The following is a 22,247-nucleotide window of genomic DNA, read 5'->3' as shown; positions in this document are numbered from 1 at the left end:
TCACCTTTTGGAATCAACAGCGTCAAGCCCGATCAACAATCCCTAACGCTGCAATCCACTCAGCAGCTGCCACAAAATTGCCGCTTCCCGCATCACCTTGATTGGCGGCGGCCGCCCGGAGAAAAACAGCATGGGCGATACCGCCCCCCTGATCCGGACGGACAACGATTCCAGCACCGAGCGCAGCGACTTGAGGTCAGACACCGCCTCGCCGGCAACCAGGGCGCAGAGCGTAATCCCATCTTCAGCCACCTGCACAGCCGGCTCCTGTTCCAGCGAGCCCGTCACCGCCAGAAATCGCGCCTCTCCCAGCCGGCTTCGCACCCGTTCGCGTACAGGTTCGGTGAGCGGCATCCAGGAGACGGCACCGGCCAGCCGATCACCCAACGCCGCCTGACAGCGACCAAGCACCCCCATTGCCTCCACATCGCCGGCTGCCATCCCGGTAATATCCAGAACAAAGTGGAATCGGTCGGACACATCCTCACGCCAGCCATCAAGCTGCTCATGATCACCCGCCAACCAGCATTCGAGTGGCAGCACTACCGTCTGAAATTCATTTGCGTAATAACTGAGCCGCCACTCAGGCGGCAGATCATCGGGGTAGAACTGTTCGCTCCAGGCGGAGTGATCCCAACCCACCGCCCCAATCGTCAATTCAGACACCATAACGGATTCCCTCACTCAGCAGCGGCATAACGACTTGCCAGATAAATCAACAGCAACACCGGCAGCCCCAGAACGGCGGTGAACAGAAAGAAGCGCTCATAGCCGAAGGCATCGACCAGGCTGCCCGAGTAACCGCCGAGCAGTTTCGGCACCAGCGTCATCAGGGAGCTGAACAGGGCATATTGAAAGGCGGTAAAGGCGACGTGGGTCAGTCCGGAGAGATAGGCGACAAAGGCAGCACCGGCCAGTCCGGCGCTGAGATTATCGGCGGTGATGACCAGTATCAACAGGGAGACATCCGCGCCACTGCGCGCCAGCAGCAGAAACAGCAGATTGGTCCCGGCCGAGAGCAGCGCCCCGACAAACAGAATACGCATCACACCATAACGCAGTGTCAGCATGCCACCGAGAAATCCGCCCAGTATGGTCATTACCAGGCCGAAAGTCTTGGTAATGTCGGCGATCTGATCCTTGCTGAAGCCCATGTCCTGATAGAACACGTTGGAGATGACCCCCAGCACGATATCCGACACCCGATAGAGGCCGACCAGCGCCAGCACCAACAGGGCCACTCGCCCATAACGGCGGAAAAAATCGGCCACCGGTTCCAGGTAGGTCTCACGCAGCACCGCGGCGCGGACCAGGCCCAGGGCAACACCCAAACGGGCAGCCAGCCCGGCCAGAAGCACGGCCAGCAGCAGGCGCCCCCCTTCCAATCCAAAACCGATCAGCAGGGAATCCTGCGGCAAAGCGGCCGCCCAGTCGGCCTTGGCGGCAGCGACCCGATCAGCGCTGAGAAAAAAGACCGCCGCGAAAACCGATACCGCCAGCAGAAACAGCAACAGGAAGCGCAAATAGTCGAAGGCATCGTGGAACAGGACGGGACGCCCGGACTCGACCTTCGGCTCCGACACCAGCAGCGTAGTGATCAGGCCAATGGACATGACTGCCGCCATGCAGAGGTAGGTCCACTGCCAGGCACTGTAGTTGTAGCCCCCCTCGGCACCAAACCAGACCGCCAGTTTGAGCGAGCCGGCACCCGCTACCAGCATCCCCACCCGGTAACCGGCGATATACATGGAGGCCATCAGGGCCTGCAGCTCCCGTTCGGCCGACTCGATGCGATAGGCATCGATGACAATATCCTGGGTGGCGCCGGAAAATCCCAGCAGCACCGCGGCAAACGCCATCATGTGCAGATTTTCCGCCGGATCGGTAAAGGCCATCCAGGAAATAGCGCCGATTACCGACAGCTGCGCCAGCAGCAACCAGCCTCGACGACGTCCCAGCAGGGCAGTCAACAGCGGCAGCGGCAGCCGATCCACCAGCGGCGCCCAGATGAATTTGAACGAATAGCCCAGTGCCGCCCAGCTGAAATAGGTCACGGTAGAGCGGTCGATATCGGCTTCGCGCAGCCAGAGCGAGAGGGTGGAAAAAATCAGCAATAGTGGGAGACCGGCAGAAAACCCGAAAAACAGCATCACCAGCACCTTCGGGTGCCGGTACGCGCGCAGCGTAGCCGCCCAGTCTCTGCCCTCCTCTGTCACCATCGCCTGGAACACTCCGCCCTTGAAAGAGATTTCAGCGCGGGATTGTACCTGATAATAGTGACCGATCCGCACTACCACCCTTTCTCCCCTTGCATCACAACCGCAGGGAACGGACAATTTGCCCTCCCGTAATTGGAGTCAGACATGCAAAGCTATCAACGAGATTTCCTGGATTTTGCCCTTGACGTGGGGGTGTTGCGTTTCGGCGAGTTTACCCTCAAGTCCGGTCGGATCAGCCCTTACTTCTTCAACGCCGGCCTGTTCAACAGTGGCGCCAGCCTGGCTCGGCTGGGGAAATTCTACGCCCAGGCCATCGTCAACTCCGGCATCCGCTTTGACGTCCTCTACGGACCGGCCTACAAGGGCATTCCCCTGGCAGCCGTCACCGCCGCGGCACTGTATGATCACCACAACATCGACATCCCCTACGCCTTTAACAGAAAAGAGGCCAAGGATCACGGCGAGGGTGGCAGCATCGTCGGCCACCCGCTGGAGGGTCGCATCATGATTATCGATGATGTCATCACCGCCGGCACCGCCATCCGCGAGTCGATGGATATTATCAATGCCCAGGGCGCCACCCCGGCCGGGGTAGTGATCGCCCTGGACCGGCAAGAGCGGGGAACCGGGGAGTGCTCGGCCATTCAGGAGGTCGAAAAAGACTACCGGATGCCGGTAGCGGCGATCGTCCGGCTGGAGCATCTGGTAGAGTATCTGGCGGAACAGCCGGATGCTGAGGGGTCACTGCAACAGATCCGCGCTTATCGCGATCAATACGGTGTGTGACCGGATGGACTTTACATAGTCCCCAATCTATCTGATAGTGCACACAGCCCGCAAACAGACGACCGAGCACCAGCATCACCGATCTATATGAGCAGAACCTACAGACTACCCATTGGATTACTTACCGCGATCATGCTCCTCGCCCCAGCGGCCGAGGCGGGCAAAATCTATCGCTGGGTGGATGCGGAAGGGAATGTTCATCTCTCCGACCGGGTGCCCACGGAACACGCCCGCAGCGCCCGCAGCGAACTGAGCGAAACCGGCCGCGAAGTGGAACGCGTTCAGGCAGCCAAGACTGCGGAGGAGATCGCCAGGGAACAGGAGCTTGAGAAACTGCGTGCGGAGCAACAGCGGCTGATCGAGATACAGCACGCCAAGGACCAGGTGCTGCTGCGGACATTCCGCACGGAAGACGATCTGCTCATGGCCCGCAACGGCAAGCTGGCCGCCATCGATTCCAATATCCAGGTGATCCGCAGCAATATCCGCCGCATGAAAAACCGCCTGGCCGAAATGCAGCAGAACGCAGCCTCCATGGAACGGCAAGGCCAGCGGCTCTCTGATAATCTGCTCAAGGATATCGAAAACACCCGCGCCCAACTGCGCGACAGCTATACCACGATCATTCAGAAAGAGCAGGAGAAGGAGGCAATCCGCAACAGTGCGTCCAAGGACCTGGCCCGTTTCCGCAGTCTGAAAAACCTGCGCGAAGAGAACGCCGACCCGCAACTCAACCAGGAGAAGACCGCTTCGCTACTGGATACCGTGGTGGTGTGTGAGGATGACCGCGCCTGCGACCAGGCCTGGATCAAGGTTGAAGAGTACGTGCGTAAATTTGCCACCACCCGGCTGCAGATGCTCAGCGACAGCATTATCATGTCCGCCGCCCCGCTGAAGGATGACGACATCAGCCTGACCGCCTCGCGCATTGTCTACAAGGACAGACCCGGCGCGGAGCTGTTCATGGACTTGCAGTGCAAACCCTCGCCGCGCGGAATCGACTTGTGCAACACCGAAGCGGTGGAGAAGATCCGCACCGGCTTCCGCGACTATCTGGCCGAATCCAAGCGCGTTCAATCCGCCAACTGAGGCAGGCGGCCCGATGGAGAGGCCGCACCTGTCAACCCCATCATGTAGGAGCGGCGCCCCGCCGCGATAATCGTTCGATGACCGATGCCCCGGCCAATCGGCCCGGGGCGGGCCTCCTGCAGGGATCCGGGTCGGCGGCGGATCTCAGGCCGCCGATTGAAACAGCGCGCGCTCCAGAATCGTCCATTGCGACTCCCAGCCAGTGGCCGGTGACACCTTGAAGCGGGTACGCAGGAACTGGTGCATGCGCCCCTCGATCAAGGACAACATCAGCGCGGCACCGCTCTCCGCATCCACACAGAGGTCGTCATCGCGCATCCGCGACTCGCGCAGCACCTGTCGCAGTTGGGTCTCCAGACGGGCGAAAAACTGCTCCACCCGCTGATGCAGCCGCTCGGTCTCGCCGACCAGGGCATCGCCCAGCAGCACCCGGGTGATACCCGGATTGCGCTCGGAAAAGACCAGCAGCAGATAGAGCAGCCGGGCACAGCGGCTACGCGTCTCCTTTTCACCTTCGAGGATCTGGTTAATACGGGCAAATACCGACTCCTCGGCAAACCCGATCAACCCTTCGAACATCTTCGCCTTGCTGGCAAAGTGCCGGTACAGGGCCGCCTCGGAGACCCCCACCGAGCGTGCCAACACCGCCGTGGTGATGCGCTCACCCGGACTGCGTTCCAGTTCTGCCGCCAGTGATTCAAGAATCTGCTGCTTGCGGGATACTTTCTGATTCATCCGGACAGTCTCACCGGCACTTGATCAGGGTGCCGATACCCTGGTCGGTGAACAACTCCAGCAGCACCGCGTGCTTCACCCGGCCATCCACAATTACCGAGGAGTTGACCCCGGCATTGACCGCGTCCAGGGCACAGCGAATCTTCGGCAGCATGCCGCCATGGATGGTGCCATCCGCAATCAGTTCGTCGACCCGGCTGGCGGTGAGGCCGGTCAGCAGACCGCCCTGCTTGTCCAGCAGCCCCGCGGTGTTGGTCAGGAGGATCAGCTTCTCCGCCTGCAGCACCTCCGCCATCTTGCCGGCAACCAGGTCCGCGTTGATGTTATAGGAGCGGCCGTCTTCACCGACACCGATGGGTGCGATCACCGGGATAAAATTACCGCTGACCAGCATATCCACCACCGCTTTGTTGATACTGGCCACCTCGCCCACGTGCCCCACATCAATAATCTCCGGCGCCTGCAGTTCGGGCGAAGTCCGTTTCAACATCAGTTTGCGGGCATGAATCAGCCCGCCATCCTTGCCGGTCAGGCCGACGGCTGAACCGCCGTGCTGGTTCAGGAGATTGACAATCTCCTTGTTGACCTGGCCGCCCAGCACCATCTCCACCACATCCATGGTCTCGCTGTCGGTGACCCGCATGCCCTGCACAAACTCACTCTCTTTGCCGAGACGGCCCAGCAGATTGCCGATCTGCGGCCCGCCACCATGCACCACCACCGGGTTGATACCCACCAGCTTCATCAGCACCACGTCACGGGCAAAGCCGTCCTTGAGGTCGGCCTCGGTCATGGCGTTCCCACCGTATTTAATCACCACGGTCTTGCCGCGAAAGCGCTGAATATAGGGCAGCGCCTCGGTCAGTACATGGGCCACGTTGTGTGCCGATTCGGGGGTTAAACTCATGCTAGGTTCCGTCTCTCTCTCAAATAACAAATATGCCGGAGCATATACTGATCCGACCATACTTGGCTGTCTGCCTGATGCACTGCGGTAATAGCCGGATCAAAAAGGAAGGTTCAGTCCGGGGTCCACACGCAACAGCCACTGCTGGAACTGCTGCTGTATCCGCGCCAACGCCGCCTCGCTGTCCGCCTCGAACCGAAACACCACCGAGGGAGTTGTATTGGAGGGCCGGACCAACCCCCAGCCATCCTCGAATTCGACCCGCAGACCATCGATGGTCGTTATCTTGGCATCGGTGAAATCCGCCTGCCCGGCCAAACTCTCCATCAGCGCGAAATTCGCCCCTTCCTGGTCAAAAGCCAGATTCAGTTCAGGCGTCGACACGCTTTCCGGCAAGCTGTCGAATATCTCGGTGACCGGCACCGGCTCACTCGACAGCAGCTCCAGCAATCTGGCGCAGGAGTATAACCCATCGTCAAATCCGTACCAGCGCTCCTGAATAAAGATATGGCCGCTCATTTCACCCGCCAGCAGCGCACCGGTTTCACGCATCTTCGCCTTGATCAGCGAGTGTCCCGTCTTCCACATAATCGGACGGCCGCCATAGGAGAGAATCTCATCAGCCAGATGACGACTCGATTTCACATCGTAAATCACGTCTCCACCAGGCTGACGGCTCAACACGTCCCGTGCCAGAAGCATCAGCAAACGATCCGGCCAGATAACCTTGCCGTTGCCATCGACAACACCCAACCGGTCACCATCACCATCAAACGCCACACCCAGATCGGCCTTGCGCTCCCGCACGGCCACGATCAGGTCCGCCAGATTCTCCGGCTTGCCCGGGTCCGGGTGATGATTGGGAAAATCGCCATCCACCTTGCAGTAGAGCGCCGTGACCTCACAGCCAAGGGCCTGAAACAGGGCCGGTGCCACCACGCTGGCAACACCGTTGCCGCAATCCACCACCAGCTTTAGCGGACGACTCAACTGCACATCCCCCACCACCCGTTCAATATAGTCGGGCAGCAGATCCTGCTCATGCAGCGAGCCCCGGCCTTGCTGATAATCCTGTCGCTCGATGCGTTGCTTCAGGCCGCTGATCGCATCACCAGAGAGGGCCGCGCCATTAATGACGATCTTCAGTCCATTGTAATTCGGCGGGTTGTGACTACCGGTAATCATTACGCCCGTCTTGCTGCCGAGAAAGTGCGTGGCGAAATAGAGCACCGGTGTCGGCACCATGCCGATATCCAGTACATCCCGCCCACTGGCCATCAGCCCTTCGCTCAGCGCCTTGCTGAAGGCGGCGCCGGAGTGGCGGCCATCGCGGGCAACAATCACCGTCTGTTCACCCTGCTCATAGGCTTCGCTGCCGATGGCCCGGCCCAACTCATAAACGATCTGTTCAGTCAGGGTTTCACCCACCACACCCCGGATATCATAGGCGCGGAAGATTGAGTCCGGCAGTGATTCCAGCACCTCGGCAAAACCGGATCCGGATTCGTCCGGATCATCATCAAACGCCTCCAGCCCGGGCATGAGCATTTCATCCGCAGCGGCTTTCACCGCCGGTTCGGCCGGGGCCGCCTTTCTGCCCGCCTGATGCCACACCTGCCTGATCAGTCCGAACACATGGCCGAACTCTTCCAGCCTGGGCTGACTGATTCGTCCCACCGAGCCACTTTTAAGCACTTCCACCAGCCTGAACATTGACTCCAGGTCAGTGCGCAACGCCTGCTTGAGGTGGCGCGCCTGGAACCAGAGCACTGCCGCGATAAGCAGGGCGGCAATCAGCAGTATGCCCAGTAGCTGTATTTGCGCCTCATCACCCAGGAACACCACTGTCGGCGCGGCATAGGCAACGCGCCAGATTGTGCCATCGATTGCCTGCATACCGGCCACCTCCGCCACCGACAATCCTGCGGCGGAGAGTACCACCGGGGTGCCCTTGACCACCTGCTGCAACTCAACCCGGCCGGCCAAAACAGGTAATTCCGCCAGCGTCTGCTGCAAGCTATTGAATGGATAAGCCACATGCAGCACACCGATCACGGGGCCCCCGTCCGCGGAAAACACAGGAACGGCCATCGCCACATGCTGTTGAGGCGTACCGAACAGATGCACCTCGGCCGGTGAAGGCGCACCGCTACGCTCCGCGCCACGAAGAATATCCAGCGAGGCGTAACTGAAGGGTGGAGTGGCATCCGGATCCAGTTCGTCCCAGCCCTTGGGCAGCAGCCGAACCCGCAAGGCGTCCGGCAACAGCTGCAGCAGTCTGCGCTCCTGCTCGTGCATCCGCGGTACATCCTCGCCCAGCAGCGGTTCCCGGACATCCTGGCTTCTGCTCAGTCCCAGCAACAGGGTCCGCCGGTTTTCCACCCGCTCCGAAACCCGCCTGGCGATACTGGCGGTGATCTGTTGCAGTTGGCTAAGTCCCAGCTGCTGGTCTCGCTGAGCCTGCAGAAACAGAATAGCAGCAGCAGCCACCGCGATAATCGCCAGCGACATCAGCAAGGCAATATTGAAATAGCGGCCGGCACTGCCGACTCCTGCCACAACACCGGTTTTAGCCGCCGCATCATCCCCTGCCGGGTTATTATTTTTTCGTTTTAACATAAACAGATCCCTGAACTTCCCCCACCGCAGGCCTTATTGACTGCGCAGCCCCTGAGTCGTGTACTTTTAATTGGCCGCATTACACATCGGCATGCCATCAGGCAATCCCCTACCGCCTGAATCAGCTCAATGTCTCCCGGAATGACCGAAACCACCACTGCCCCGGTCAGACTGCTGAAACTCCTCAACGATCTCAAACTCCGCCCTGACCACCGGAATGATGACCAGCTGGGCAATACGCTCACCCACTTCGATCAGAAAGCTGTCACTGCCCCGGTTCCAACAGGAGACAAACAGCTGGCCCTGATAATCGGAGTCGATCAGCCCCACCAGATTACCCAGCACAATGCCGTGTTTGTGACCCAGACCGGAGCGCGGCAAAATCACAGCCGCCAGCTTGGGATCCTCCACATGAATAGCCATGCCTGTGGGGATCAGGTGTGTCTCGCCTGGCGCAATCGTCAATGGCCGCTCCAGCATGGCGCGCAGATCCATTCCGGCCGACCCCTCGGTAGCATAGGCCGGCAATGGAAAGGAGTCCCCCAGACGGGAGTCGAGAATCTTAAGCTGAATGTCTGTTTTCATAATGTTCCGCAATCAGTGATACCAGTTTTTCCGCCAGACTCACCTTGTCAGTCATGGGCAACTGTTCACGCCCCCCTTCCCAGATCAGAGTCAGCGCATTTTCATCCCGCTCGAAACCACCCTGTCGGGCACCCACCAGGTTGGCCGCGATCATGTTCACCCGCTTGGCGATCCGTTTCTTCTCGGCATACTCCTCCGGATCCTGGGTCTCGGCGGCAAAACCGACCGTGAAGGGCGCATCAGGCAGGGCCGCCACGCCCGCCAGAATATCCGCATTGCGTACCAGCCGGATCTCCATCCGATCACTGTTTTTCTTGATCTTCTGGTCGGCGACGGCGTCCGGACGGTAATCCGCCACGGCGGCGCAGCCGACAAAGATGTCACACCCCTTCACCCTTGCCATTACCGCCTGCTCCATCTCGCCGGCAGTCTCCACATCGACCCTTTCCACCCCGGCTGGCGTGTCGAGTGTTACCGGGCCGGCAATCAACTCCACCCGGGCTCCTGCCCCGGTGAAAGCCCTCGCCAGGGCGAAACCCATCTTACCCGAGCTGCGATTGCCGATGAACCGCACCGGATCCAGTGGTTCCCGGGTCGGCCCCGCCGTCAACAATACCCGGACTCCCGCCAATGGGCCTTGTGTAAACCGGGAGCACAATTGACTCAACAGCGCCTCCGGCTCAAGCATCCGCCCCGGACCCACCTCGCCGCAAGCCTGATCACCGGATGCCGGCCCCCACAATTCGACACCCCGCCGCACCAGCAACGAGGCATTGTCACGGGTGGCGGCGTTTTGCCACATCTGCTGGTTCATCGCCGGCGCCAGAACGATCGGTGCCGCGGTGGCCAGGCAGAGCGTAGAGAGCAGGTTGTCGGCAAAACCATTCGCCAGCCGGGCCATGAAACTGGCACTGGCCGGTGCCACCAGCACCAGATCGGCCCAGCGGGCCAGCTCAATATGCCCCATGGCCGCTTCATGGGCCGGGTCGAACAAATCCTGCCGGACTGGGCGGCCGGATACCGCCTGCAAAGTCATGGGCGTGACAAACTGACTGGCCGCCCCGGTCAACACCACCTGCACCTCGGCGGCAGACTTGCGTAACAGGCGGACCAGTTCAACCGATTTATAGGCCGCAATACCCCCGGTAACCCCGAGTAACAGTTTTTTTCCAGCCAGTACATTCATAGGGCGATCTGTCTCAACCTGCTTATATGGAATATTCAGCGCCAAGGTTAACTGAATGAACGACCATCTGGAACCCGCATCGTATACTTGATACTCTTTTATTGCCTAAACTACATGGAGGTATGTATGGCGATTACAGACTGGCCGGCGGATGAGCGGCCACGGGAAAAACTGCTGCAACGGGGACCCTGCGCCCTGTCCGACGCGGAGCTGCTGGCCATCTTCCTGCGCACCGGGGTACGCGGCAAGAGCGCGGTGGATCTGGCGCGTGAACTGCTCGACCAGCACAAGGGGCTGGGCAATCTGCTTGCTGCCGATCGAGCCAGCTTCTGCAGCAGCCATGGCCTCGGCAGCGCAAAATTCGCCCAGCTACAGGCGGTCCTGGAGATGGGCCGGCGCCACCTGCGGGAACAGATCCACCGCGCAGACGTGCTGACCAGCCCGCAGCAGACGCGCGACTATCTGCGCGCCCGCCTCGCAGGCTACCCTTATGAGGTGTTTGCCTGCCTGTTTCTGGATAACCGGCATCGGGTGATCGAATACGAGGAGCTGTTCCGGGGTACCATTGATGGCGCCAGCGTGCACCCCCGCGAAGTGGTACGACAATCCCTGAGCCACAATGCGGCCGCGCTGATCCTGGCCCACAACCACCCCTCCGGGGTCGCGGAACCGAGCCAGGCCGACCGGGCGATTACCCGCCGGCTGAAGTCGGCGCTGGAGCTGGTGGATATCCGCCTGCTGGATCACATTATTATTGGCAGCGGCGAAATCTGTTCTCTGGCGGAATTGGGCGAGATATAGAAAATAGAACACAACTGATTGAATTAATTAAATATATCAACCTAACCATGATACCCCGCCAAGCCGGCATGAGAAAAAACAGGTGAAGAAAAACTTGTCAGCCAAAAATCTTTTTGCTATAAATCCGCCTCTTCACCCCGACGGGGTGTAACAGATTTCACAGCACCCTGGTATTCAGGGTCGCAAAAACCAGGTTTTTCGAGGATTTAACCATGTCCAGAGTGTGTCAGGTTACGGGCAAGCGTCCTGTGACAGGGAACAATGTTTCCCACGCCCACAACAAGACCCGTCGCCGCTTCTTGCCCAATCTGCATCAGCACCGCTTCTGGGTTGAGAGCGAGAATCGCTGGGTTCGCCTGCGCGTCTCCGCGAGCGGCATGCGCATCATTGACAAGAAGGGTATCGACGCGGTTCTGGTTGATCTGCGCGCCCGTGGCGAGAAGGTCTAGGGAGAACAGTCATGCGTGATAAAATCAGACTCGTATCCAGTGCCGGTACCGGGCACTTCTATACTACTACCAAGAACAAGCGCAACATGCCTGGAAAGATGGAGATCAAGAAATTTGACCCGAAAATCCGCAAGCATGTGATGTACAAGGAAGCCAAGATCAAGTAGTCCGGCTTCTCCCGGCATCAAAAACCCGCCCCTCGCCGGCGGGTTTTTTTGTCCAATGCATAAATGCTTGCGAGAGAGGATCTGACTGCTTGATTGACGAGCGTCCGCGCCATGGGCGAGGTAAGCGTTTGGCTGTGCTGCGAGGCCGAAACGGCCGTGGCAGCCCCCCGGCATGAGCTGCGCAGCGGCTAACGCCCACCCAGGTTGGTCCAGGGCTGTATGACTGTCAGTCATTTCGTGGGGCGGGCTTGTTCTAAAACCTGATTTCAACCGCCAAGAACACGAAGAAAAACACCCATATGTGTTACTTCCATTCTTCACCTGCCGAATGGGCCCGGAAGAGTGGCGCAGGGATGCACCGTTTACGGACCTAAGGACGGATATGAAGGTTAGCTATTATACCTCTTTGCGCACTTCGCGTTCTTCGCGGTTGATTCGAGAAATTCAAGTTCATTCAGGCCATGGATCGGTGGAAGCGCCCACCGCCCTATTCGCGCTCAGCTTCTCTCCGCGCCGCGCCGATAGATCGTGCCGTGACACTTGGAGCAGGGGGGAATATGCCCCGCCTTGTGGAAATGGAGCTCCTTGCCACACTGGTCACACACCAGGGTACCCGGCCCGGTGATCTCGCCGGTCCGATAAACAGCCGCCTCACGCGCCTGATTGGCGAAGCGCTCCAACTCCAACCGGGTTCGGTCGGCGACCGACGCGAACATCTCCATGAGACGCCCCTCAATCAACTTCACATCAAAACGAAACCACTCCCTGAACTCATCGCCGGTTTCTACCAGATAATGGGCCGCCTCCTTCATGTCACGCTCAACGTAGGCGGCAATCTTTTCCGCCTCTTCACGGGTCAGCTCATTCAGCTCCACCGCCTTCTCCCGGGCGGCATCGAGGCTCTTCTTCAGGGTCGGCAGGGTGGTTTTTTCCGCCTTGCCGATGACATCATCCACATACTCCAGCATGCGCTCATAGGCATCCACCATGCGCTCAACCGGATCTTTCTCGTCTTTATTGGTCATATCATATCCCTTACTTCTGCCTGCCAAATCACTTCAAAATTCACACTTCCTAATCTACTTTGTACACCAAGTTCGGCAGAACTCAAGATGGCAGAGGTTGTTTACGCCCTCAACTTGATCAATTCCGGGCCGCAGGAGCGGAAAGATCCTCTTCCCACCACTGAAGACGACGATATGCCTTCATGTCTACCCTGCCGTAGGGTATCCTTGCCTGTTTAATCCATGCTATCAACCGGCAAGCCCACCCTGACAATGAAAGAGACCTACACCCCAGCATCCATCGAGGCTGAAGCCCAGCAATACTGGACCGAGAACCGTAGCTTCCAGGCCACCGAAGACCCCTCCAGAGAGAAGTATTACTGCCTCTCCATGTTCCCCTATCCCAGCGGCAAGCTGCACATGGGACATGTGCGCAACTACACCATCGGGGATGTGATTGCCCGCTATCAGCGCATGCTGGGAAAAAACGTGTTGCAGCCAATGGGCTGGGACGCCTTCGGCCTGCCTGCCGAGGGAGCCGCTATCAAGAACCGCATGGCCCCGGCCAAGTGGACCTATGCCAATATCGACTACATGAAGAATCAGCTGCAACAGCTGGGCTTCGGTTACGACTGGAACCGGGAGCTGGCCACCTGCAAGCCGGAATATTACAAGTGGGAGCAGTGGCTGTTCACCGAGCTGTACAAGAAGGGGCTGGTGTATCGCAAGAACTCGGTGGTGAACTGGGACCCGGTGGACCAGACGGTGCTGGCCAATGAACAGGTGATCGACGGCCGCGGCTGGCGCTCCGGCGCCCTGGTGGAACGGCGCGAGATTCCGCAGTGGTTTGTCAAGATCACCGACTACGCCGATGAACTGCTGGATGAACTGGACCGTATGGAGGAGTGGCCGGAGCAGGTGCGCACCATGCAGCGCAACTGGATCGGCAAGAGTTACGGTGTACGCTTCGCCTTCCCCTATACCCTGGACGGCAAGGATGATCTGTTGTGGGTCTACACCACCCGTGTCGACACCATCATGGGCATCACCTTCTGTGCGGTGGCGGCGGAGCACCCGCTGGCCCAACATGCCGCCCGTAGCAATCCTGAACTGAGCGCATTCATCGAGCAGTGCCGCCAGGGTGGGGTGGCCGAGGCCGACCTCGCCACCATGGAGAAAAAGGGCGTACCGACCGGCCTGTCGGTAACCCACCCGCTCACCGGCGAACAGATACCGGTATGGGTCGGCAACTATGTGCTCTGGGGTTATGGCGAAGGCGCGGTAATGGCCGTGCCGGCCCATGACGAGCGGGATTTCCATTTTGCCCAGACCTATGATCTGGAGATTCGCCAGGTGATCCAGGTACCGGGGGAGACTTTTTCCACTGACGCCTGGCAGGAGTGGTATGCGGACAAGGAACGGGGCGTCTGCGTGAACTCAGAGCACTATGACGGCCTGGGTTACAGCGAAGCGGTGGACGCCATCGCCACCGACCTCAATGCCAAGGACCTGGGTGAGAAGCAGGTGCAGTACCGGCTGCGCGACTGGGGCGTATCGCGCCAGCGCTACTGGGGGGCGCCGATTCCGATGGTGCACTGCGACCAGTGCGGCATTGTGCCGGTGCCAAAGGAACAGCTGCCGGTGGTGCTGCCGGAGGACATCGAGTTTGACGCCACCGGTGGTTCGCCGATCAAAAAGATGCCGGAGTGGTACCAGACCAGCTGCCCGGAGTGCGGCGGCGCGGCCGAGCGCGAGACCGACACCTTCGATACCTTCATGGAGTCCTCCTGGTATTTCGCCCGTTACGCCTGCCCGGATGCGGAGGACCGCATGCTGGACGAGCGGGCGCGTTACTGGCTGCCGGTGGATCACTATATCGGCGGCATCGAGCACGCCATCCTGCATCTGCTCTACGCCCGCTTCTATAACAAGTTGATGCGCGATGTCGGGCTGATAGACAACAGCGAGCCGTTCACCAAACTGCTGACCCAGGGCATGGTGGTAGCCGAGACCTACTACCGCGACGACAGTGACGGCGGCAAGAGCTGGTTCAATCCGGCCGACGTGGTCACCGAAACCGACGACAAGGGCCGGGTGATTCGCGCCACCCTGGCGGCGGACGGCCAACCGGTGTCCATCGGCGGCGTGGAGAAGATGTCCAAATCGAAGAATAACGGGGTGGACCCACAGTCCCTGGTAGACCGCTTCGGTGCCGATACCGTGCGACTCTACACCATGTTCACCTCGCCACCGGACCAGTCACTGGAGTGGTCGGACGAGGGCGTCGAAGGGGCCAACCGCTTCCTGCGCCGCCTCTGGGCGCTGGCCTATAACCAGCAGACCCGGATCAGCGAGGCCGATAACACCCCCGACCAGCTGAACGACGACCAGAAGGCCGCCCGGCGCGAGATCCACACGGCCCTGAAGCAGGCCGGCTTCGACTATGACCGGCAGCAGTTCAACACCGTCGTCTCGGCCGCCATGAAGATCATCAACACCCTGTACAAGCTGGGCGACAGCCCGGCTGACGGCGCCCTGCTGCGCGAAGGTATCAGCATCGTGCTGCGCCTGCTCGGTCCGATCGCCCCCCATGTCACTCATCAGCTGTGGCGCGAACTGGGTCTTGGTGAAGAGATTCTCGATTCGCCCTGGCCACAAGCGGACGAGGCGGCGCTGGTGCAGGAGCACATCCAGTACGTAATACAGGTGAATGGCAAGGTGCGGGCCAAGATCGAGGTACCCGCCGACGCCGAACGGAGCACTATTGAACAGCAGGCCGTGGCGGACCCCAATGCCCGCAAGTTCATCGGGGATGCGCAGATCCGCAAGATTATCGTGGTGCCCAACAAACTGGTTAACATTGTCGCAAAATAAGCATGAAGGGAGCAGACCGCGTCTGCGGAACCGGGAGAACAACATGATCGGCAAAAAGATTTTCGGCCTCGCACTGCTGTCACTGACGCTGCTTCTGCTGCAGGGCTGCGGCTTCCAGCTCCGGGGTAGCGTTGCGCTCCCGAGTAACATCGGCCCAGTCTACATCCAGGGCCTGGGAGAGTACGACGAACTGCGCAGGGAGCTGTCACAGATCCTCAGCTTCAGTGATATTGCGCTGGCGACCGAATCGAAGGGCGCCGCCAGCACCCTGAAGATCGACAACCGCTCCAGCGACCGGCGCGTGCTGTCGGTGGATGGCAACGGCAATGTGGCGGAATACGAACTGCATGAGGGGGCGCGTTTTGCCTTGATCGCCGCCGATGGCACTGCCCTGGTCGAGCCGCAGATGGTGAACACCATTACCACCTACCTGAATAGCGAAACCCAGGTACTGGGCAAGCAGCAGGAAGAGGGCACCCTGCGCAAGGATCTGCAACGTGACCTGGCGTCCCAGATCATGCGGCGGCTGCAAGCCCAGTTGTAACCGGAACACAGCCTGCCACCATGCGCGTCCGCCCTCACGAACTGACCAGCCATATCCAGCGTCAGGGGATCGCCCCGATCTATCTGATCAGCGGCGATGAGCCGCTACAGATGAACGACACCGCCGATAGCATCCGTGCCCTCGCCCGCGCCCAGGGCTACAGCGGCCGGGATGTGCTGGAGGCCGGTGCCCGGTTCGACTGGAACGAACTGATTGCCGAAGCGAACAGCCTGTCGCTGTTCGCCGAGAAGCGGATCATCGACCTGCGTATCCCGTCCGGCAAGCCGGGCCGGGAGGGCGGCAAGGCGCTCAGTGAGTATGCCGCCCGTCCGCCCGAGGACACCCTGCTGCTGATCACCCTGCCGAAGCTGGACAAGGGCCAGATCAGCAGCAAGTGGCTCAAGGCACTGGAGGCCCGGGGCGTGTTCATCCAAATCTGGCCGATTGAGGGAAACCGCCTGCACCCCTGGATTGAGCAGCGCATGCGCCAAGCCGGTCTCACCCCCGGCCCCGAAGTGGTTGCCATGCTGACCGAGCGGATCGAGGGCAACCTGCTGGCGGCCGCCCAGGAAATTGACAAGCTGAAGCTGCTGCACGGCAGTGGCGTGATCACCCTGGAAAATCTGCAGGAGTCGGTGGCGGACAGCGCCCGTTACGATGTCTATGCCCTGGTGGACGCCGCACTGGAGGGCAAGGTCGGCCGTGTCGTGCGCATGCTCAACGGTCTGAAGGCGGAAGGTACGGCGGCCCCGGTGGTACTCTGGGCCCTGGCACGCGAGATCCGCATGCTCTGCTCGCTGGCCCAGCAAGTGGCCCAGGGCCGCTCACCACAGCAGGTGGTCGCCGGGGCTCGGGAGGTCTGGGACAAGCGCAAGCCACTGGTCGGCAAGGGACTGCAGCGCCTGAACATCGGCCAGTGGCGGCAACTCATGCAGCTCTGCAGCCTCACCGACCGTGCGATCAAGGGCCAGGACCGGCAGGACCCCTGGCTGCTGTTGCAACGCATTGGCAGCGGGATGGCCGGCGCCCAGCTGTTCAGCGGCTAACCGTCCACCACAGATTGCTCACCCAAGCGCGGCACAATTTGCTAGACTGCACCCATTTCCAGAGAACACCGACCAGCGTGACCCTCATGTCCAGTGAAATCATCGACATCTCCGCCTATATGGCCGACCTTGGGCGACGCGCCCGGGCCGCCTCGCGCCGCCTCGCCGCAGCCTCCACCGCCAGCAAAAACGCCGCACTGCAGGCGATCGCGGCTGACATTCAGACCAATCGTGAGGCGCTGATGAGCGAAAACAGGCGAGACCTGGAAGCCGGCACAGCCAAGGGCCTGGACAGCGCCCTGCTGGACCGCCTGGAGCTGACACCGGCGCGTATAGACAGCATGATCGAGGGGATACAGCAGATCATCGCCCTGGCCGATCCAATTGGTGAAATCTTTGATATGAACTACCGTCCCAGCGGTATCCAGGTGGGGCGCATGCGGGTGCCCCTGGGCGTGGTCGGCATCATTTACGAATCACGACCCAATGTCACCGCGGACGCAGCCGCTCTGTGCCTGAAATCGGGTAATGCCACCGTATTGCGGGGCGGTTCCGAGGCCTTCCATTCAAACCAGGCAATCGCCGCCAGCATCCAGCGCGGCCTGGAGCAGGCCGGCCTGCCGGGCGATTCTGTGCAGGTGGTCGCCACCACCGACCGGGCGGCAGTCGGCGCCATGATCACCATGCCAGAGGCCATCGATGTGATCATCCCCCGTGGCGGCAAGGGACTGATTGAGCGCATTGCAAAAGACGCCCGGGTACCGGTCATCAAACACCTGGACGGCATCTGCCATGTCTATATCGATGATCAGGCCGATACTGCCAAGGCGTTCGATATCGCCATCAACGCCAAGACCCAGCGTTATGGCACCTGCAACACCATGGAGACCCTGCTGGTGGCCGACGCCATTGCCGAGGATATCCTGCCGATGCTGGCGGCGGCCTATACCGAGCAGGCGGTTGAGCTGCGCGGTTGCGCACGCTGCCGGGAGATCCTGGAAGAGTGTAACGAAGCCACCGATAGCGACTGGGATACCGAGTACCTGGGACCGATCCTGTCGATTCGGGTGGTCCGGGATCTGGACGAGGCAATCGAGCATATCAACACCCACAGCTCCGGGCATACCGAATCCATCGTTACCGAGAACTACACCCGGGCACGCCGCTTCCTCACCGAGGTGGATTCCAGTTCGGTGATGGTCAACGCATCCACCCGCTTTGCCGATGGCTTCGAGTATGGCCTGGGCGCCGAGATCGGTATCTCAACCGACAAGTTCCATGCCCGCGGTCCGGTGGGACTGGAGGGACTGACCTCGGTCAAATACATCGTCCTTGGCGATGGTCACATTCGCACCTGACGGCCGGCCCCCCCGCCTCCGGGGAGCCAACGGACGAACCATGATCGGGATACTCGGCGGCACCTTTGACCCCATCCACTACGGCCACCTGCGAACTGCACTGGATGTACAGCAGACCCTGGGGCTGGAAGAGATCAGGCTGGTCCCGTTGCGTGACCCGCCACATCGCGCCCATCCGACCCTCTCACCGGCCGACCGGCTGGCCCTGTTGCATGCCGCCGTGGACGACAATCCCCTGTTCAGGGTCGACACCCGGGAGCTGGAGCGCAGCGGCAAATCCTACACCCTGGATACCCTGCGGTCACTTAGATCCGAGCAGCCGGGTGATACCTTCTGCCTGCTGCTGGGTAGCGACGCCTTCAACGGCTTCCACACCTGGCATCGGCCGGATGAAATCCTCGAACTGGCCCATCTGGTGGTAATGCAGCGCCCCGGGGAAGCCGAACCCGCACACTACCACGAACGCCTCACCCACAACCCGGCGGCGCTGAAGCAGCAAGCGGCCGGGCTGATTCTGCCGTTACCGGTCACCCAGCTGCAAATCTCGGCGACCGGAATCAGGGAGATGCTGGGCCAGGGCAAATCCCCCCGCTACCTGCTGCCGGATGCGGTACTGGAACTGATCCGGCAGAAACGACTTTATCGGTCCGGGTAAAATTCTGTGGCGGCGGCCGTTTTAATATAAAATTGATTCAGCAGTATTCATTATCAACCACAGCGTAGAGAGACATGCAGACAGACGAACTTCGCGACCTCATATTGAAAATTCTTGACGACATGAAGGCACTCGATGTCAAAGTCCTTGATGTCAGGGGCAAGACCAGCATCACCGATCTGATGATCATTGCCAGCGGCACCTCCAACCGACACGTCACTTCCATCGCGGAAACCATCGCCTTCCAGGCCAAAGATGCCGGTGAGACGCCCCTGGGCGTTGAGGGACTGAAAGAGGGCGAATGGGTGCTGGTGGACCTCAACGGCGTGGTGGTTCATGTCATGCAGACCAAGGTCAGGGACTTCTACCAGTTGGAGCGGCTGTGGGATCTCGACATACCGGCGGACAGCGCGCAGAAAGCGACCCGGCACTGACACCCCATCTACCCACCAACCCTCACCGATGGATCGATTCGACCGCATTTTTGATCTGCATAAACTGCTCAGCGCCGCCCGCTACCCGGTTCCCAGACAGCGCATAGAACAGGAGCTGGAGTGTTCGCGCGCCACCGCCAAGCGGATCATCGAAGCCATGCGGCTCTACCTCAATGCGCCGATCAAATATGACCGGGAGCTGAACGGCTATTTCTACGATCCCAATGAAGGGGAGATGTACGAATTACCGGGCGTCTGGTTCAACAGCAGCGAACTGCATGCCCTGCTGAGCGCGCAACAATTGCTGGAGAATGTCCAGCCGGGCCTGCTTGAACAGCAGCTTGCGCCGCTGAAGAGCCGTATCGAAGCGCTGCTCAATGCGCAGGGGATGGGCGGGGCATCGCTGTGCCAGCGGGTCCGCATCCTGCGGGCCGCCTCGCGCCCGGCGGGTGACCAATTCCAGACCATCAGCACCGCATTGGCACAGCAAAAGCGGTTGCAGATCAACTACTACCAGCGCAGCAGCGACCAGACCAGCAGCAGAAACCTGTCACCCCAGCGCCTCACCTACTACCGCGACAACTGGTATCTGGATGCCTGGTGCCATCTCCGGGAGGGGCTGCGGACCTTCGCACTGGACGCCATCGAAAGCGCACGAATCATCCCGGAGGCGGCCGTACAACAGACCGAAGAGGAGCTGAACGAACACTTCAACGCCAGCTACGGCATCTTCTCCGGCCAGGCGGCACAGACTGCCCACCTGCGCTTCCATCCGCTGCGGGCGCGTTGGGTTGCAAAGGAGACATGGCACCCCCAGCAGGAGGGATTCTTCTCCGGCACCGGCCACTATGAGTTGAAGTTTCCTTATGGAAACGACCGGGAACTGCTGATGGACATCCTCAAATATGGCGCCGATGTGGAGGTGCTAGCCCCCGGCCCACTGCGCCAGAAGGTACAGGAACAACTCTCCGCCACCCTGGCGCAGTACCAGAAAAAATAGACTACACATTCCGAATTCAGTTCTTTATAATGAACGGGATTCCCCTGGTAGACGGACTACCCTGCGGGACAGACCGGGCCAGTGTGACCCGCAAATCATTAAAGGTCCCCTACCCCCCGGACCCGACAAAACTTGCATGGAATGCCGACATGTCGACCCCGGAAAACCTGTCAAAACTGGTTCAGCGACTCAGCCTGCTGTTTGTGCTGTGGTTATGTCTGTGGCTTATCCTGTTGGGCCTGCTGCCCCGTGACTGTTACACCACCGGTTTCTTCCTGCTGGGCATACTGCCGGTGGTTGGCTGGTTCATGATACAGCCACGGCGGATCACCTGGTTCCTGGCCATCCTGTTCGGTGTCAACCGACTGGGAGAGTAAACCGGCTGATTTCAGCCGCCACATCGCAGACAGGTCACTTCGGCGAAAACCCGCTCAATAGGGTCTGGAACCGCAAACCACCCTGCCGCTTTCCCTGTTACAATGCCCCCGGCAGCCCCATCGCAAGCAACTATGGTGAGACCTCCCCAGCCCATGATCATCCACCTCATCTCCGTCGGAAACAAAATGCCCCGCTGGGTACAGGAGGGGTATCAGGAGTATGCCAAACGCCTGCCGCTGGAGTGCGGCCTTAAACTGGTCGAGATCGCCCCCGGCCACAGAGGCAAAAGCGCCGATGTGGCGCGCACCGTCAGGGAGGAGGGGGAGCGGATGCTGAAAGCGATCCCCAAGGGATGCCGTATCATTGCCCTGGATGTCCGGGGAAAGGCCTGGAGCACCGAACAGCTCTCCGCACAGATCGGCGACTGGATGGCCGCCGGCCCGGACATCGCGCTTCTGGTGGGTGGTCCGGAGGGGTTGGCCGAGACCTGCCTGCAGCAGGCGGACGGTCGCTGGTCCCTGTCGCCACTGACCCTGCCCCACCCACTGGTACGGGTGGTGGTGGCGGAACAGCTCTATCGGGCCTGGAGCCTGTTGCGCAATCACCCCTATCACCGCGCCTGAAGCGCGATCCCTCTCCCATCCCGCAGATCCATAGGACATTCTTTACTGTCTTTCATTTTCTCACTGGTGTAGGGTTAGCGGTTAAGGTCAATGGGAGCTCCGGGCAGGACAGGAAGCCATCCCGGGACCTGATAATAATTAATGACGCGCTGTTAGAATAACTACCGGTTCATCCAGAAGCAGAAACACAGGCTTATCATGCAGCCGCTGATCTATCTTGCCTCCCATTCACCGCGACGGCGTGAACTCCTGTTGCAGATAGGGGTCCACCACACAGTAGTGGGCATCACCATCGATGAGACCCCGTTGCCGGGAGAAGCGCCATCCGAGTATGTCATTCGCATGGCCCTGGAGAAGGCCCGGGCCGGCCGGCAGGCGACCAACCAGAAAACACCAATGCCAGTGCTGGGGGCCGATACTGCGGTCGTGGTAAACCGACGGATTCTGGGTAAACCACGGGATCGGGATGACGCCATCACGATGCTGGAACTGCTCTCTGACACCACCCACAAGGTCCTTACCGGAGTCGCCCTGATCGATCAACGGGAAGAGACGCGGCTGAGCGTCAGTAAGGTCAGTTTCCGCCCCATTCAGCCGCAGGAGGCCGCGGCCTACTGGGACAGCAATGAACCGGCGGACAAGGCAGGTGGCTATGCAATCCAGGGCATGGGGGCGCTGTTCATCTCCCGGCTGGAAGGGAGTTTCTCCGGCGTCATGGGGCTGCCACTGTTCGAAACCGGCGAGCTACTGCAGCGGGCGGGAATCACCCCACTCGATTACCAATAGAG

The 22,247-nt window shown here is 60.3% G+C and carries 23 protein-coding genes; 15 read left to right on the top strand and 8 right to left on the bottom strand.

Annotated features, from left to right (window positions below):
• Positions 1-42 precede the first annotated feature (42 nt).
• Together ACHZBF_RS18515 and ACHZBF_RS18510 are read right to left on the bottom strand one after the other, a co-directional pair.
• Positions 43-669, bottom strand: a complete 627-nt coding sequence (locus tag ACHZBF_RS18515; RefSeq protein WP_321529236.1) for a DUF72 domain-containing protein — start codon at positions 667-669, stop codon at positions 43-45.
• A gap of 11 nt (positions 670-680) precedes the next feature.
• A complete protein-coding gene (locus ACHZBF_RS18510; RefSeq protein WP_335342987.1) occupies positions 681-2,336 on the bottom strand; it encodes an AmpG family muropeptide MFS transporter in 1,656 nt (551 codons plus the stop codon).
• 27 nt (positions 2,337-2,363) lie between these two features.
• On the opposite strand from ACHZBF_RS18510, the gene pyrE reads away from it, so the two are divergent.
• Both pyrE and ACHZBF_RS18500 read left to right on the top strand, forming a co-directional pair.
• Positions 2,364-3,005, top strand: a complete 642-nt coding sequence (gene pyrE / locus ACHZBF_RS18505; RefSeq protein WP_029133642.1) for an orotate phosphoribosyltransferase — start codon at positions 2,364-2,366, stop codon at positions 3,003-3,005.
• An 87-nt stretch (positions 3,006-3,092) separates the two neighbouring features.
• Positions 3,093-4,094 carry a DUF4124 domain-containing protein gene (locus tag ACHZBF_RS18500; protein WP_029133643.1) on the top strand — a complete coding sequence of 334 codons (1,002 nt, stop codon included), beginning with the start codon at positions 3,093-3,095 and terminating at the stop codon, positions 4,092-4,094.
• A 144-nt stretch (positions 4,095-4,238) separates the two neighbouring features.
• Here ACHZBF_RS18500 and slmA read toward each other — a convergent pair whose 3' ends face one another.
• The 5 genes from slmA to coaBC all read right to left on the bottom strand — a co-directional run bounded on the left by slmA (position 4,239) and on the right by coaBC (position 10,126).
• On the bottom strand, positions 4,239-4,829 hold the full coding sequence (gene slmA / locus ACHZBF_RS18495; RefSeq protein WP_029133644.1) for a nucleoid occlusion factor SlmA: 591 nt from the start codon (positions 4,827-4,829) through the stop codon (positions 4,239-4,241).
• 10 nt (positions 4,830-4,839) lie between these two features.
• The gene (argB, locus tag ACHZBF_RS18490) at positions 4,840-5,736 is read right to left on the bottom strand and encodes an acetylglutamate kinase (RefSeq protein WP_321529235.1); all 897 of its coding nucleotides are present in this window, start codon (positions 5,734-5,736) and stop codon (positions 4,840-4,842) included.
• A gap of 99 nt (positions 5,737-5,835) precedes the next feature.
• Positions 5,836-8,355 carry a phosphomannomutase/phosphoglucomutase gene (locus ACHZBF_RS18485; protein WP_321529234.1) on the bottom strand — a complete coding sequence of 840 codons (2,520 nt, stop codon included), beginning with the start codon at positions 8,353-8,355 and terminating at the stop codon, positions 5,836-5,838.
• A gap of 126 nt (positions 8,356-8,481) precedes the next feature.
• Positions 8,482-8,940, bottom strand: coding sequence for a dUTP diphosphatase (gene dut / locus ACHZBF_RS18480; RefSeq protein ID WP_029133647.1), 459 nt, complete (start codon positions 8,938-8,940; stop codon positions 8,482-8,484).
• A complete protein-coding gene (gene coaBC / locus ACHZBF_RS18475) occupies positions 8,918-10,126 on the bottom strand; it encodes a bifunctional phosphopantothenoylcysteine decarboxylase/phosphopantothenate--cysteine ligase CoaBC (protein WP_273438528.1) in 1,209 nt (402 codons plus the stop codon). The genes dut and coaBC overlap by 23 nt, the downstream gene beginning before the upstream one ends.
• A 126-nt stretch (positions 10,127-10,252) precedes the next feature.
• Here coaBC and radC point away from each other — a divergent pair, with 126 nt between their 5' ends.
• From radC to rpmG, 3 genes are all read left to right on the top strand, one after another.
• Complete coding sequence (gene radC, locus ACHZBF_RS18470) at positions 10,253-10,927, top strand: RadC family protein (RefSeq protein WP_029133649.1); 675 nt, start codon at positions 10,253-10,255, stop codon at positions 10,925-10,927.
• A 212-nt stretch (positions 10,928-11,139) separates the two neighbouring features.
• Positions 11,140-11,376: a 50S ribosomal protein L28 gene (gene rpmB / locus ACHZBF_RS18465; RefSeq protein ID WP_029133650.1), complete on the top strand. Its 237-nt coding sequence runs from the start codon at positions 11,140-11,142 to the stop codon at positions 11,374-11,376.
• 11 nt (positions 11,377-11,387) lie between these two features.
• Positions 11,388-11,543 carry a 50S ribosomal protein L33 gene (gene rpmG / locus ACHZBF_RS18460; protein WP_029133651.1) on the top strand — a complete coding sequence of 52 codons (156 nt, stop codon included), beginning with the start codon at positions 11,388-11,390 and terminating at the stop codon, positions 11,541-11,543.
• A 497-nt stretch (positions 11,544-12,040) separates the two neighbouring features.
• Here the strand turns inward: rpmG and ACHZBF_RS18455 are convergent, their stop codons facing one another.
• Positions 12,041-12,568: a zinc ribbon-containing protein gene (locus ACHZBF_RS18455; RefSeq protein WP_029133652.1), complete on the bottom strand. Its 528-nt coding sequence runs from the start codon at positions 12,566-12,568 to the stop codon at positions 12,041-12,043.
• 252 nt (positions 12,569-12,820) lie between these two features.
• Between ACHZBF_RS18455 and leuS the strand changes: the two genes are divergently transcribed.
• The 10 genes from leuS to ACHZBF_RS18405 all read left to right on the top strand — a co-directional run bounded on the left by leuS (position 12,821) and on the right by ACHZBF_RS18405 (position 22,245).
• Positions 12,821-15,421, top strand: coding sequence for a leucine--tRNA ligase (gene leuS / locus ACHZBF_RS18450; RefSeq protein ID WP_321529402.1), 2,601 nt, complete (start codon positions 12,821-12,823; stop codon positions 15,419-15,421).
• 43 nt (positions 15,422-15,464) lie between these two features.
• A complete protein-coding gene (locus ACHZBF_RS18445) occupies positions 15,465-15,965 on the top strand; it encodes an LPS-assembly lipoprotein LptE (RefSeq protein WP_029133654.1) in 501 nt (166 codons plus the stop codon).
• Between the two features lie 20 nt (positions 15,966-15,985).
• Positions 15,986-17,011 (top strand): DNA polymerase III subunit delta, encoded by a 1,026-nt coding sequence (holA, locus tag ACHZBF_RS18440; protein ID WP_029133655.1) that lies wholly within the window; start codon positions 15,986-15,988, stop codon positions 17,009-17,011.
• Positions 17,012-17,097: 86 nt separating this feature from the next.
• Positions 17,098-18,369, top strand: coding sequence for a glutamate-5-semialdehyde dehydrogenase (locus ACHZBF_RS18435; protein WP_321529233.1), 1,272 nt, complete (start codon positions 17,098-17,100; stop codon positions 18,367-18,369).
• 40 nt (positions 18,370-18,409) lie between these two features.
• A complete protein-coding gene (nadD, locus tag ACHZBF_RS18430; RefSeq protein ID WP_321529232.1) occupies positions 18,410-19,024 on the top strand; it encodes a nicotinate-nucleotide adenylyltransferase in 615 nt (204 codons plus the stop codon).
• Positions 19,025-19,098: 74 nt separating this feature from the next.
• Positions 19,099-19,458, top strand: coding sequence for a ribosome silencing factor (gene rsfS / locus ACHZBF_RS18425; RefSeq protein ID WP_321529231.1), 360 nt, complete (start codon positions 19,099-19,101; stop codon positions 19,456-19,458).
• Positions 19,459-19,486: 28 nt separating this feature from the next.
• Positions 19,487-20,458 carry a helix-turn-helix transcriptional regulator gene (locus ACHZBF_RS18420; RefSeq protein ID WP_321529230.1) on the top strand — a complete coding sequence of 324 codons (972 nt, stop codon included), beginning with the start codon at positions 19,487-19,489 and terminating at the stop codon, positions 20,456-20,458.
• 149 nt (positions 20,459-20,607) lie between these two features.
• A complete protein-coding gene (locus ACHZBF_RS18415) occupies positions 20,608-20,835 on the top strand; it encodes a hypothetical protein (RefSeq protein WP_029133660.1) in 228 nt (75 codons plus the stop codon).
• A 153-nt stretch (positions 20,836-20,988) separates the two neighbouring features.
• Positions 20,989-21,459 carry a 23S rRNA (pseudouridine(1915)-N(3))-methyltransferase RlmH gene (rlmH, locus tag ACHZBF_RS18410; protein WP_029133661.1) on the top strand — a complete coding sequence of 157 codons (471 nt, stop codon included), beginning with the start codon at positions 20,989-20,991 and terminating at the stop codon, positions 21,457-21,459.
• A 198-nt stretch (positions 21,460-21,657) separates the two neighbouring features.
• Entirely contained in the window at positions 21,658-22,245 is a 588-nt protein-coding gene (locus ACHZBF_RS18405) for a Maf family protein (RefSeq protein ID WP_321529229.1), read from the top strand.
• Positions 22,246-22,247 lie beyond the last annotated feature (2 nt).

The organism is Sedimenticola selenatireducens (assembly GCF_963675335.2).
GTDB classification, from domain to species: Bacteria; Pseudomonadota; Gammaproteobacteria; order Chromatiales; family Chromatiaceae; genus Sedimenticola; species Sedimenticola selenatireducens.
This window is presented reverse-complemented; position numbering and strand designations above follow the sequence as displayed.